The organism is Chamaesiphon sp. VAR_48_metabat_135_sub, from assembly GCF_031418915.1.
In the GTDB taxonomy this organism is placed as follows: domain Bacteria; phylum Cyanobacteriota; class Cyanobacteriia; order Cyanobacteriales; family Chamaesiphonaceae; genus Chamaesiphon.
On record NZ_JANOJV010000068.1, the window covers coordinates 1 to 12456 of the forward strand.

15 protein-coding genes are annotated in these 12456 nt (G+C 44.9%); 11 read left to right on the forward strand and 4 right to left on the reverse strand.

The genetic code is table 11. The features are described 5' to 3' along the window. Window positions 1–760 (reverse strand): alpha/beta fold hydrolase (locus RMO55_RS05520; RefSeq protein ID WP_396134184.1); only part of this gene is annotated, 760 nt, incomplete at its 3' end. 156 nt (window positions 761–916) lie between these two features. Here RMO55_RS05520 and der point away from each other — a divergent pair. From der to RMO55_RS05570, 10 genes are all read left to right on the forward strand, one after another. Beyond that, on the forward strand, window positions 917–2284 hold the full coding sequence (gene der / locus RMO55_RS05525; RefSeq protein WP_310424649.1) for a ribosome biogenesis GTPase Der: 1368 nt from the start codon (window positions 917–919) through the stop codon (window positions 2282–2284). Window positions 2285–2449: 165 nt separating this feature from the next. Further along, window positions 2450–3340, forward strand: coding sequence for an energy-coupling factor transporter transmembrane protein EcfT (locus RMO55_RS05530; RefSeq protein WP_310424651.1), 891 nt, complete (start codon window positions 2450–2452; stop codon window positions 3338–3340). Window positions 3341–3810: 470 nt separating this feature from the next. Next, window positions 3811–5169 (forward strand): anthranilate synthase component I, encoded by a 1359-nt coding sequence (locus RMO55_RS05535; protein WP_396134185.1) that lies wholly within the window; start codon window positions 3811–3813, stop codon window positions 5167–5169. 92 nt (window positions 5170–5261) lie between these two features. After that, the gene (gene pipX, locus RMO55_RS05540; RefSeq protein ID WP_310424653.1) at window positions 5262–5534 is read left to right on the forward strand and encodes a transcriptional coactivator PipX; all 273 of its coding nucleotides are present in this window, start codon (window positions 5262–5264) and stop codon (window positions 5532–5534) included. Window positions 5535–5627: 93 nt separating this feature from the next. Further along, window positions 5628–6296, forward strand: a complete 669-nt coding sequence (locus tag RMO55_RS05545) for a YggS family pyridoxal phosphate-dependent enzyme (RefSeq protein WP_310424655.1) — start codon at window positions 5628–5630, stop codon at window positions 6294–6296. Between the two features lie 283 nt (window positions 6297–6579). Then, window positions 6580–7158 (forward strand): cell division protein SepF, encoded by a 579-nt coding sequence (locus tag RMO55_RS05550; protein WP_396134186.1) that lies wholly within the window; start codon window positions 6580–6582, stop codon window positions 7156–7158. 55 nt (window positions 7159–7213) lie between these two features. Then, window positions 7214–8035 carry a pyrroline-5-carboxylate reductase gene (gene proC, locus RMO55_RS05555; protein WP_310424657.1) on the forward strand — a complete coding sequence of 274 codons (822 nt, stop codon included), beginning with the start codon at window positions 7214–7216 and terminating at the stop codon, window positions 8033–8035. A gap of 44 nt (window positions 8036–8079) precedes the next feature. Beyond that, window positions 8080–9126: a serine hydrolase gene (locus RMO55_RS05560; RefSeq protein WP_310424659.1), complete on the forward strand. Its 1047-nt coding sequence runs from the start codon at window positions 8080–8082 to the stop codon at window positions 9124–9126. Window positions 9127–9181: 55 nt separating this feature from the next. Beyond that, window positions 9182–9865, forward strand: a complete 684-nt coding sequence (gene ispD / locus RMO55_RS05565; protein WP_310424661.1) for a 2-C-methyl-D-erythritol 4-phosphate cytidylyltransferase — start codon at window positions 9182–9184, stop codon at window positions 9863–9865. A gap of 128 nt (window positions 9866–9993) precedes the next feature. Then, window positions 9994–10593: a metalloprotease gene (locus tag RMO55_RS05570; RefSeq protein ID WP_310424663.1), complete on the forward strand. Its 600-nt coding sequence runs from the start codon at window positions 9994–9996 to the stop codon at window positions 10591–10593. 352 nt (window positions 10594–10945) lie between these two features. Here the strand turns inward: RMO55_RS05570 and RMO55_RS05575 are convergent, their stop codons facing one another. After that, entirely contained in the window at window positions 10946–11260 is a 315-nt protein-coding gene (locus RMO55_RS05575; RefSeq protein WP_310424665.1) for a hypothetical protein, read from the reverse strand. 226 nt (window positions 11261–11486) lie between these two features. Here RMO55_RS05575 and RMO55_RS05580 point away from each other — a divergent pair, with 226 nt between their 5' ends. Then, the gene (locus RMO55_RS05580) at window positions 11487–11702 is read left to right on the forward strand and encodes a hypothetical protein (RefSeq protein WP_310424667.1); all 216 of its coding nucleotides are present in this window, start codon (window positions 11487–11489) and stop codon (window positions 11700–11702) included. Window positions 11703–11731: 29 nt separating this feature from the next. Here RMO55_RS05580 and RMO55_RS05585 read toward each other — a convergent pair whose 3' ends face one another. Both RMO55_RS05585 and RMO55_RS05590 read right to left on the reverse strand, forming a co-directional pair. Continuing rightward, entirely contained in the window at window positions 11732–12013 is a 282-nt protein-coding gene (locus tag RMO55_RS05585) for a type II toxin-antitoxin system mRNA interferase toxin, RelE/StbE family (protein WP_310424669.1), read from the reverse strand. Beyond that, complete coding sequence (locus RMO55_RS05590) at window positions 12010–12252, reverse strand: hypothetical protein (RefSeq protein WP_310424671.1); 243 nt, start codon at window positions 12250–12252, stop codon at window positions 12010–12012. Before RMO55_RS05590 ends, RMO55_RS05585 begins: the two co-directional genes overlap by 4 nt. Window positions 12253–12456 lie beyond the last annotated feature (204 nt).

Consider the following 12456-nt stretch of genomic DNA (forward strand, 5'->3'; position numbering starts at 1 on the left):
GCCCTAATTCTACCGGTTCCCACGGATCAGCAGCACCCCAAATCGCGATCGCCGGACAGGATAATTGGGGTAATAGATCTTCAGGCAATGGTCCCCAAGAATAAGCCGTAAAGTTCAAAAATACTTCTGCTGCGCCAACATCTTTGGCTGGAGCCATCAGGATATCGATTAGTTCCTCACTGACAGCTTCTGGTCGATAGTAGGCTTGCAATAAAATGTTGCGAACGACCTTGCGTTGAGCCAACCGATCGAAGAAAAAATTACCAATCGCTGGTATGTTGAGAATAGACTGGAGGACTGGTGTGCCCCAACGACGATACCAAGGCATATCGACTCGTTTGCGATCGTGCAACAACCGTAAAGAGCAATTGAGCAATGCGACCCCTCGGACAGCTGCTGGATTTGTGACCGCAGCTTGCAGCGCGACAATACACCCAATCGAATTACCAACCAAAATTGTCGGAGTGCCAATTACTTCCCGACAAAAATCAACAACTAACTCGCCCCAAGTTTCAAAAGTATATTCAATTTCTGCTCCAGGTTTTGGTTTAGCAGAAGCTCCAAATCCAATTAAATCGATCGCGTAACATCGACAATTTTCAGCTAGTACATCAATATTTTTGCGCCAGTGTCCGACCGAAGCACCAAAGCCATGGATGAGTAATACGGCTGCTCCCGTCGATCCAGCAGTCCGATAATTAATCTGATATCCACGCCACATCCAAGTCGAATTTGCAGTGGTCATCATGATCGAAGTCATAGATTAAAGAATATTTTTCAGCAAGATTATTCTAACGCGATTCTTCATGACAGAAGCGGCGTTAACGATATTGACAAAAAATATGTGCTTGACGATCTCACATCCTGTTCTAAATCGCGATAAACTATAATATTGCTCTCTTGTTCTCAGAATTTTATGTCGCTGCCGATCGTTGCTATTATAGGTCGTCCCAATGTGGGTAAATCCACACTCGTCAATCGTTTGGCGGGCGCACGGGAATCGATCGTGCATGATGAGCCAGGAGTTACCCGCGATCGTACATATCGTCGGGCATTTTGGCAAGATCGTGAGTTTGTGGTTGTAGACACAGGCGGGCTTGTGTTTGATGATGATACGGAATTTCTCCCACTGATTCGCGAACAGGCGATGACGGCCCTTGCACAGGCTAGTGCGGCGATTTTCGTGGTGGACGGACAAGAAGGAATTACTGGCGGAGATCGGGAAATTGCTTCCTGGTTGCGCGTTCAGCAAGTTCCGATCTTTTTAGCCGTCAATAAGTGTGAATCGGAAACCGTTGGTTCGCTCCAAACTGCTGATTTTTGGCAGTTAGGTATTGGCGAACCTTATGGGATATCGAGTATTCATGGTAGTGGTACTGGGGAATTGTTAGACGAATTAATTCTCAATTTACCTGTCATTGATGAGGTCGATGAACCAGAAATTCGGATCGCGATTATCGGACGACCAAATGTTGGTAAATCTAGTTTATTGAATGCTTTCCTCGGTGAAAATCGGGCGATCGTCAGTCCAATTTCTGGAACTACTCGCGATGCGATCGATACCGTAATTACCCGCAATAATACCAATTATCGGTTAATTGATACTGCGGGAATTCGGCGCAAGAAAAACGTCGATTATGGCCCTGAATTTTTTGGGATTAATCGGGCGTTTAAAGCGATCGATCGTTGTGATGTAGTGCTACTGGTCTTAAATGCGATCGATGGCGTTACCGAGCAGGATCAAAAACTGGCTGGGCGAATTGCCGAAGAAGGGCGTGCTTGTGTAATCGTTATCAATAAATGGGATGCTGTCGAAAAGGATTCCTATACGATTTATGATTATCAAGATCAGTTAAATAGTCGTCTCGCTTTTACCAATTGGGCAGAAAATATCTTCGTCAGTGCGTTAACTGGACAACGTGTTGATAAGATCTTAGAAGTAGTCGATCGAGCAGTCGAACAACACCGTCGTCGTGTTAGTACTGCAACGATCAACCAAGTACTTGAGGAATCGACATCTTGGCACAATCCCCTCGTTACTCGTCAGGGTAAACAGGGTAAAGTCTACTATGGTACCCAAGTTAGTGCTCAACCACCGACGATCGCGCTATTCGTCAACGACCCTTCGCGGTTTAATGATAACTACCGTCGTTATATCGAAAACCAGTTTCGGACTCAACTCGGATTCGCAGGTACTCCCCTTCGCCTCCTCTGGCGCGGGAAGAAGCAACGCGAAGGCGAGAAAATTGCTAACCGCGCAACCAGAGTTAAGACGATGAAATAGCCTAAAACCTGCGGAGATCTTTACCCCACCCCAGCCCTCCCCTTGTAAAGGGGAGGGAGCAAAGCCCCCCTTTATAAGGGGGTTGGGGGGTAAAAGCTTCAAACGAAGCTAAATAACTCTGAGTGGTTCACTTTCAACTTTCAACTTTCAACTCTCAACTCCTAGATGGATCTACTCCGCTCGCTACCCATTGGATTATATTTAGAACAGCCAATCACCTGGTTGCATCGTCTCGATCCTAGAGTTAAACTCGGCTGGTTGGTGAGCTTTTTGCTAGCTCCAATTCTCGCTAGTGCGATGTGGAAATTGAGTTTAGTCGGATTGTTGGTAATTGTCAGTATCCTAGCTGGTATCCCCTGGCGCGCACTCAAACAGCAGATGGGTTGGTTATTACTAGTTGGTGGCGCAATTTTTCTGGTGGGGATCTTCTCGCCAGATAGTATCAATGTTACCCATCAACTCCGATCTCCCCCTGATACCGGACTAGAAATTGTCCAACCTTATCAATATGTATTATTTAAAATTGATGCTGGTGGACTCCATTTCAAAATCACCAAAAAATCGCTCGATAATGCAATCTATGCTAGTAGTCTGATCTTTACTTTGGTCTACAGTACCACTGTTTATCTACTTACTACTTCGCCAGAAGAAATTACGACTGGATTGGAAAGTTTGATGTCTCCCTTGCGTCGTTATAAGGTTCCGGTAACGGAGATTGCTCTCACACTTACACTTGCTTTGCGATTTATTCCGTTGGTATTAGAAGAGATTCAAAACTTAGTTCGATCGATCTATACTCGCTCGATCGATTGGCAAAAGTTAGGAATAAAAAATAGTGCTAAAGTTTGGCTGACTGTCTCAGAAAAACTATTAGAGAATCTGCTAAATAGAGCCGAGCAAATCGCGATCGCCATGCAGGTACGCGGCTTCACAACTCCTAACACCCACAAGGTTGAATGGCATCAATTAAAGTTAGGTAAAGCTGATTTTTTTGCAATGGTATTTCTATTCATCTTTTGGGCTGCTAGATTTATTGTCGGTCGTCAATTTGTGTGAAAAGTATCATTCACGGGACTGTGGCTGGCTTTGTTTATGCTGGAAATTCCTGCAACCTATAGAAAATGGTAAAACAAATCCGCCCACCCCAAAAAATAACTCTGGGTTGGGCGAGTTCAAATTAAATAACGTGAGTTTCTCCTTACGGAGAGGCTACGCCAACGGGTTAAGGATATTGGCTTCGTTCTTTACCCGCCCGCGACTGAAGTGCGGTGCTCGCAGATCAAGTCCACTAAAGTGGACTAAAGATTAGCCAGTCCACTTTAGTGGGCTTGATCTATTAGCCTGGGGATTGATCCCCAGGTGGTGTAGAGCGGAGCTAGGAATGAGCACATGGAGACCTTAACCCGTTGGCGTAGCCTCTCCGTAAGGAGAAACTAACGTTAAATATCTAGCTTCGTTTTAATTGACAGTATAAACAAAGCCAGCTACAGATCCTAATTAATTATCAATTATTAGTTATCAAAGTTTTGTATTTACCTCTTCCTCTCAAAAATCGAACTGGCTCAGAAATATTCGATCGATTATTTAGACACGATCGAATTGCTACCTTATTAGAAAGCCCAGTTAACAATTCCACTCGATCTGTATTGACAAGATACTCAATTTGTGCCGGATTGCCACAAGTTATTAACCAACAACCCCAGATTTTCACCCCAGGAGTCGGGGAAATTTTAGATTGTTTGCGGGGCTTATTATCTACTCCAAATAGTCAAGCAAGATTGGATTTACCAGCCCATCTACCTTTTACTGGTGGCTGGTTGGGATGGTTGGGATACGAACTCGCATGGGAAATCGAACAACTACCACAGCGACTATTAGATCCATTACCGTTTCCTGTCGCTTATTGGTATGCGCCCAGTGCCTTTGCTATTTTAGACCACTGGGAACAAGTATTATATTTATCAGCACCAACAGCCGCAGAATTAGACGATTTAGTCCTTAAATTAGATCGCGATCTTTCTCCTTCGCCAGCACCATCTAGTTCCGCAGATCCAGCCGCAGCAAATCTGCATTTCTTCACATCTGAAGCCCAGTATCAACAAGCAATTCTCCAAGCCCAGCAGTATATTCAGGCTGGCGACATCTTTCAAACTAATTTATCCCTGCGGTTTAGCACCCAAACCAATCTCGATAGTTGGGAAATCTATCAACGATTGCAAAGCATCAACCCGTCTCCATTTGCGAGTTATTGGCAAACACCCTGGGGATCGATGATTAGTTGTTCGCCCGAAAGACTGGTACAATTGGAACAACAGCAAGCCACAACTCGACCGATCGCCGGAACTAGAAAACGCGGTCAAAGTCCAACGCAAGACCTGCAATTAGCTGAAGAATTATTAACAAATGAGAAAGAGATTGCCGAGCATATTATGCTAGTCGATCTCGAACGCAACGATCTCGGACGTGTCTGTCGGTGGGGTAGCGTGAAAGTTGATGAATTACTGTCGATCGAGCGGTATAGTCATGTCATGCACCTAGTCAGTAATGTTATCGGCGAGTTAGATCCTAAGTTTGACTCGATCGATCTAATTCGCGCTATGTTTCCAGGTGGAACGATTACTGGATGTCCGAAAGTGAGATGTATGGAAATCATCGCCGAACTCGAACCATTCCCCCGCAATCTATTTTACGGTTCCTGCGGCTATCTCGACAGGCGTGGTCATCTCGATCTAAATATTTTGATTCGGACATTACTGTACCATGAAGGCACAGTCTGGGGACAAGTCGGAGCCGGAATCGTCGCCGACAGCCATCCCCAACAAGAGTGGCGCGAATCTCTCCAGAAAGCTGCTGCTCAAATTTCTGCTTTGGGTATTATAAGTTAGGGGATAAGCTTTAGCAAATCAGCCATTGCTGAATTCAAGGTTATCCTATTCTCCCCGCTCCCCGCTCCCCGCTCCCCCCTCCCCCCTACTTAATGACTTCCGAAAACTACCTCAACCATCCTACATTTGGCTTGCTCTATCGGATCTGTGTCGTTGAGGAAAATCAAGAACTATTTACCACTCTCTATGCACAGCGAATTTTTTTTCTCGTCGCCAACACTTCTACCGGATTATCCTTTCAACCTGTAACTCGTGCGGATGCTCGTCTAACGATCGATATGCGAATTCTCTTTCTCCGTCGCAACGGTCAAATTAAAGAATACCAAGAATTACAAGCAATGATGCAACAAAATTTTCCAGGTTAGGCAAATTAGTTATTAGGCTTTAGGTATTAGGCTTTAGGCTTTAGGCTTTATCACCTATCCACTATCCACTATCCACTATCCACTATCCTCGATATGTCCATCGCCGATAACATTGAGACTATTCGTCGAGATTTACCAGCCTCTGTCAAGTTGATGGCGGTAAGTAAGTACGTATCTGTAGACCTGATGCGAGAGGCTTATGCAGTCGGAATTCGGGATTTTGGCGAAAGCAAGATTCAGGAAGCGCAGACAAAACAGCAAAAATTAGCCGACTTACCCGATATATGTTGGCATCTCATCGGACACTTGCAGGGGAATAAAGTCCGAAAAGCCTTACAGATATTTGATTGGATTCACTCAGTCGATAGCCTGAAATTGGTACAACAGATCGATCGAGTCGCTGCGGAATTAGCAACTAGCCCCAATATCTGTCTCCAAGTCAAAATCTTACCCGATCCCAATAAATTTGGGTGGACGATTCCCGAGCTGCTGGCGGATTTACCCGAAATTGATACCTGTCAACATCTCAAAGTTAGAGGCTTGATGGCAATTCCGCCATTGGGCTTAAATATCGCCCAAACTCAACAATTTTTCGAGCGGGTACGAGATCTCAGTCAGCAAATTAGCCAACAGAACCGCTCGAATCTCCAGATCTCCGAACTATCGATGGGCATGTCTGGGGACTACCTACCCGCTGTTGCTGCGGGTGCGACAATTATTCGGCTGGGGAGTATCATTTTTGGAGATCGCTACAAACTTTGAAGCTCAATCTTCGACCTAAAAATGTATATAATATGTATACCAACCCATATAATACATCAAAAAACAAATTATCGAGGTATTTATTTAATAGTTGATAAATTCAAAAATTGCTTCAGCAGAATGGCTGAGTTAAGACAAATTCTGTGATACTATTCTCAATGTATTAGGCAGCGATCGTGAATTGTTCTGGCTCGATCGATGAGCAAGCCTATGAAAGCATCATTAGGCAACATTTCACGATAAAAAGCATCTATACCACCACAGGGCGCAGGAGTAGTTAAAGGTGAACGTTTTAAATAAATTCAAAGACTTTATGGGCTTGAATGAAGAGGATTACGGCGATTACGACGAGACAGACGATCATGCTTATCGCGGAGAATACCAGCCACCTGAAGAGCAAATCGCTCAACCAGTTGAAGAAGAACGCCGTAATGTCCGGCGGGCTGGGGAAACACGCAGTGCCACTAAAATCAATAATGTGGTCGGGATGCCCGGTATCATGCATGGAGTATCAGAAATGATCTTGATCGAACCCCGTTCTTTTGAAGAGATGCCACAAGTAATTGACGCTCTGCGCCAGAGAAAGTCGGTCATCCTCAACATGACACTGATCCGTCAAGAAGAAGCCCAACGCTCGGTAGATTTTGTCGCTGGCGGGACTTATGCGATCGACGGTCACTACGAACGGATTGGTGATAATATCTTCCTGTTCACACCAAATTGTGTCCAGGTTAGCACTCCTACCAATATCGTTAATGACGTGGTAGAAAGACAATCACCAACAAACCAGGCAACTCGGAGCACTCGGACTAACCAAACAGTGCCAGCATGGGGCAGCGAACCACTCCAAGTAGCTCAGTAAATTGGCGATTGTGATTGATGGCAACTGTGACAAGTTCGGAGACTTTCACTAACTTATGTCCATCAAATTAGGTGTTATCGGTGGCGGGGTAATGGGTTGTGCAATTGTATCCCGCCTACTTGCTCAGGGTACTTATCAAAGTACCGATATCCTCATCAGCGAACCGACACTCTCACAACGAGAACTGCTCCAGCAAGAATATGGAGTGCAGGTAACTGATGACAATAATTTGGCGGCAATGGCTCCAGTATTATTACTGGCAATCAAGCCGCAGGTTTTCGATAAAGTTGTGGCAGACTTATCTCAAATTAATCCCGCACAGTTGGTGATTTCGATCCTGGCAGGAGTTAGTATTGCCCAACTAGAACGCGCATTTCCCGTTGGCGAAGCCTCTCAGAATGAGAATCGAGCCGTAGTCCGCGCCATGCCAAATACGCCAGCAACAGTAGGGATGGGGATAACGGCAATCTCGGTGGGGACTTATGTTCGGGCGGAACAATTAGATGTGGCTACGCAAATTTTTCAAGCTGTTGGGGAAGTAGTAACTGTCCCCGAATCTTTGATGGATGCCGTAACTGGATTGTCGGGTTCGGGACCAGCCTATGTCGCCATTGCGATCGAGGCTCTAGCCGATGGGGGCGTAGCTGCAGGTCTCCCACGTCAGATTGCCGATCGACTCGCCTTACAGACCGTTTTAGGCACTGCAACACTGTTAAAAGAGTCTCACCTCCACCCCGCTCAGTTAAAGGATCGGGTGACTAGTCCTGGTGGTACCACAATTGCTGGAGTTGCTAAATTAGAACAAGCAGGTTTTCGATCGGCTCTAATTGAAGCTGTGGTTGCGGCGGCAAATAGATCGCAGGAGTTGGGTAAGTAGTAAGTAAAAGTAAAGAAAAGGGACTTAAATCCCGCACCTAAACAATGGCTGCTAATTCTCGCCATCGGCGTAAATCGATGCCTCCATCACGCCGAAAACAAATGCCACGTCAGCAGCCTCGTCAACAGCGAGCGCGAAAGATTGAATCTTCACCAGAACAGCAATCTCAACCATCTGTCTCACTATTTATTCATTTAGTGCGACTAGTGATTTGTGGATTGGGTGCAAGTACGATTGCAGGTACCGCGATCTCCATCTCGAATCCGCCCAAGCAACAAATTGCTGCGAAAGTAGAGCCACCATTACTATCGCCCAAATCTTTACAGATCGATAGTCTCACACTCACTCGATCGAGTCTCGAACTCAAACGTCAGCTTCAAGCGGCGATTGGCTCCAGCAAAGCAAAAAATAGCTCCCTAGATCCCAGCTATTTATTTGTGGAGATCGATAGCGGCGAATATAGCGAATTTGGAGCCGATCGAGTCTTACCTGCGGCCAGTACGATTAAATTACCGATTTTAATTGCCCTGTTTCAGGATGTCGATGCCCAAAAAGTGCAGCTCACCGAAAAACTGAAGATTGCGGGGAGCCAGAGATCGAGCATTCTCACTGCGGTAAATCAAATGATGACCGTCAACGACAATACTGCAACCAATCTGTTAATCGATCGATTAGGTGGTGCAGCAGCTTTAAATCAACGATTTCGGGATTGGGGACTCGCCGTTACGAGCATTCATCGTCCACTTCCCGATCTGGACGGGACAAATGTCACTACAACGCGAGAACTAGCTCGAGCGATGATGGCAATCGCTCGCGGTAAAATTGTCTCAGCTTCTTCCCGTAGCCAAATTTTGAGCATGATGAGCAACACCATCCTACCCAAAGATTTACGATCGGGTGCGAAGATCGATCGCCAAACAGGTAATGTTAATTTAATCGAATTACCCACAGGTAAAAAATACATTGCCATAATCCTCATGAACCACCCTCAACGCAACTCTAATGCGCCTGAATTAGTTCAACAGCTATCCACAATTGCTTACAACTATTTGCAACAACCCTCTCCTTCATCAAGAAAAAGCGATCGGTAAATATCCATCACGGAGTTACCTAAAGCCTAAAACCTAACACCTAAAGTCTAGAAACATGCACTTACTAATTCCCGCTGCTGGAATGGGGAAACGGATGGGTAGCAATCGCAACAAGCTGCTTATCACCCTACTTGGCAAACCATTATTAGCTTGGACGCTGATCGCTGCCGAAAATGCTGCATCGATTAGTTGGATTGGGATTATCGGACAACCAGAAGATCGATCGGATCTCGAAGACATCCTCGGCAACATATCTCTGTCGAAACCCGTCCAACTTATTCAGGGTGGCTCTACTAGACAAGAATCCGTTTATAACGGCTTACAAGGCTTACCAGAGGGCGTAGAACGAGTATTAATTCATGATGGGGCGAGATGTTTGGCAACACCAGATTTATTCGATCGATGTGCCGCTGTTCTCATGACCTGTCCTGGGCTAATTGCCGCTGTCACCGTCAAAGATACAATTAAAGTTGTAGACAAGATGGGAATAGTCGTAGATACACCCGACAGAGCCAATCTTTGGGCAGCTCAAACCCCCCAAGGTTTTGAAGTATCATTACTCAAATCCTGTCACGAACAAGGACGCACTCTCGGCTGGGAAGTGACTGATGATGCCGCATTATTTGAAAAATGCAATTTACCTGTTACCATCGTCCCAGGTGAAGAAACCAACCTCAAAATTACCACTCCAGTGGATCTGGCGATCGCTGAGTTTATTTTTAGGAGTAGGGATAGTTGAAAGTTGAAAGTTGCACAGAAAGTTGAAAGTGAATAGTGAGTTGGAACGCAAGCGTTCTTTTATCTCCCCATCCTTCCCACACCCCCCACAATCCCCACCCTCTCCACACCCCAACACCCTCTACCCATATGAACCTGGGGAAATTCCTCACTCGCGCGAGTATTGCTCTAATTACCGCACTTGCCACAAATATTCCACTCCAGGCAAGCCAGTTAGGACCAGAAGTAGTCCTAAAAGCTACATACGTGGGCTTGCGCCAAGTCGATGCTACCAGATCGAACCCTAAAGTGAGATGGAATGTACCCAATGGTGTATCCAGTCCTTGTGGACGAATATCGGGCAGTCTATACTGTACTCGCAACAATACGATTTACATTACCAGCCAACATATTCAGATGGCATACAAATATGGGGATGCGGCGTTGGCTTATATTCTTTCCCATGAGTATGCTCATGCAGCGCAGACAATTGGCGGATTTAGACCGAGAAATATTACTCAAATCGAACTCCAAGCTGATTGTTTAGCTGGATTTTACATGGGTGCGATGCCTACTGTCACATTCGATCGACAGGACATTCAACAAATCGCCCAGATTGCTTATCAGGTTGGTGATTATGAATTTAATAACCGTCAACACCACGGTACCCCCGAGCAACGCGCTCAGGCTGTACTCTTAGGCTTTCAAGCATCACAACAAAATGGGATTAGAGCTTGTCAATTCCGGTAGAACATCGTCCAGAAAGTTGCTTCAATTTAGATCGACTGTAGGGGCGAGTTTATGCTAGCAACTATCGATCGGTACAATTGATATCGAACGAACCCGCCATCCCCCACCAGAAGATCTCCAATGGGTTCTATAAATATCGTTCAAAATCAGGTATGTCAATGGACTCGATCGTGGATGTTGCCAATGCCCGATCGAGCGTAGTCATAAAAAATCACCTAATAGTCCGATAAAATATTGCTATTAACCATGATTATTTTACCATTTTTCCACACCTTCGCCTAGCATTTATTGACAAGCGATCGAGTATCCGATCTCGTCTATGTTAATGATGCGAATCGATCGATATCGAAAATCAATCGTACTCTGGGGCTAAACGACCAACACCTAAACTCAGCAACATTGTGCGTGCATCATCAAAAACTAGACCGCAATAGTAGTAGCGTTTTTGAATTAAATCGGCGAGGTAATAACCTTGCTGGGCATTAAACTGCTGATGCAGGGCAAGAACGACTTGACGCTTGGAGATCCCGAAATTTGATTCGATATCATTGGCATCAAAAGGAAGAGAACTGGGATTATAAAATACTTCGGAAGTTTTTACGATCCAAGCATTGCCTCGGATCTCAAAAATCCGATAGTAAGCAGGTATAACAACAGAACTATGCATAATCTCCTTCTAAACTTGTTTTAAAAGCAAGAAAGCCCCTAGAATATTACTAGGAGCAAAAACTAGTCAAGATTAGGCATCAGAATTGGGTTCGTCACCTGGATCTTGTTTGAGTTCTTGAAGGTAATCTTCTCCTCACCCCACATTCCGCTCTGATTCACCAAAAGCTACACCAAGGATGTTTAAGCTAAACTTGAGTCAGAGTCGTTATTATGGATCGATACCTATGCAAGTCAAAGACCTCACGACTGATGAACTCAAAACCCTGATTCGAGAAACTGTTGTCGAAGCACTAGGAGATCTCCTCCCAGATCCAGATCGAGGTTTGACCGTTAAGGAAGAATTCAAACAAGAGCTTTTAGAAATTCAGAACCGCAGAAGATCGGGAACTCGCGGTATTTCGGCGGCAGAGGCAATGAAAAGACTCGGATTGGGTGTCTGATGAGTTATTTAATCGAGTACGAATTGGCGTTAATAAACCTCATCATGGCTACCAATATCGATTAATAGAATTCGCTCCTGACCAGTCTCCGAATCTTGCTCGAAACCAAAAATAATTCGACAATCATAACTAACAGTACAAGACCACCATCCATCTAATTGCCCAGTTAATTTATGAGATTTTAAAGATGGAGTAAAAGGATCTGCACTCAACAGATCTAAAATCTCTGATACCTTCTCCTTTAATTGAGGATTTTTTCTGGTTAATCGTTTCAAACTTCTCTTGAAACTCGGATCGGGAACTAAAATCATTCTTCGTCATCCGCGAACAGATACGATTTTAAATCTTCAACATTATCAAAACTCTTAGCTGTCCCCATTTTTACGGCTTGACGCAATCGTTCGCCTTCTTTGGCAATTTCAGTTCGCCGCTGCTCGTTGGCGTAGCCTCCGCTCTGCGGACTGCGACGTTTGCGGATTAGTTCAAATAAATCGTCCTGCTCTTCGACTGGTAAACTTTCGATCCGCTCGATAATTTCCTGATAGGTCATAAGTGCTGCTCCTCCCAAAAGCCTGATGGTGAGTCGTATTCTCTACTTTAGTAGTTATATCACACACCAATGGCTGTTGCAAAGTTGTCTAATAATAGTCAAATTAATCGTAATCTGGGGCTAAACGACCAACACCTAAACTCAGCAACATTGTGCGTGCATCATCAAAAACTAGACCGCAATAGTAGTAGCGTTTTTGAATTA

Excerpts from the sequence above, each read along its gene's own strand:
- RMO55_RS05560 (WP_310424659.1), top strand. The coding sequence starts at position 8,080 with ATGGCTGCTAATTCTCGCCATCGGCGTAAATCGATGCCTCCATCACGC.
- proC (WP_310424657.1), top strand. The coding sequence starts at position 7,214 with ATGTCCATCAAATTAGGTGTTATCGGTGGCGGGGTAATGGGTTGTGCA.
- RMO55_RS05575 (WP_310424665.1), bottom strand. The coding sequence starts at position 11,260 with ATGCATAGTTCTGTTGTTATACCTGCTTACTATCGGATTTTTGAGATC.
- RMO55_RS05585 (WP_310424669.1), bottom strand. The coding sequence starts at position 12,013 with ATGATTTTAGTTCCCGATCCGAGTTTCAAGAGAAGTTTGAAACGATTA.
- RMO55_RS05530 (WP_310424651.1), top strand. The coding sequence starts at position 2,450 with ATGGATCTACTCCGCTCGCTACCCATTGGATTATATTTAGAACAGCCA.
- pipX (WP_310424653.1), top strand. The coding sequence starts at position 5,262 with ATGACTTCCGAAAACTACCTCAACCATCCTACATTTGGCTTGCTCTAT.
- RMO55_RS05545 (WP_310424655.1), top strand. The coding sequence starts at position 5,628 with ATGTCCATCGCCGATAACATTGAGACTATTCGTCGAGATTTACCAGCC.
- RMO55_RS05570 (WP_310424663.1), top strand. The coding sequence starts at position 9,994 with ATGAACCTGGGGAAATTCCTCACTCGCGCGAGTATTGCTCTAATTACC.
- RMO55_RS05580 (WP_310424667.1), top strand. The coding sequence starts at position 11,487 with ATGCAAGTCAAAGACCTCACGACTGATGAACTCAAAACCCTGATTCGA.
- ispD (WP_310424661.1), top strand. The coding sequence starts at position 9,182 with ATGCACTTACTAATTCCCGCTGCTGGAATGGGGAAACGGATGGGTAGC.
- der (WP_310424649.1), top strand. The coding sequence starts at position 917 with ATGTCGCTGCCGATCGTTGCTATTATAGGTCGTCCCAATGTGGGTAAA.
- RMO55_RS05590 (WP_310424671.1), bottom strand. The coding sequence starts at position 12,252 with ATGACCTATCAGGAAATTATCGAGCGGATCGAAAGTTTACCAGTCGAA.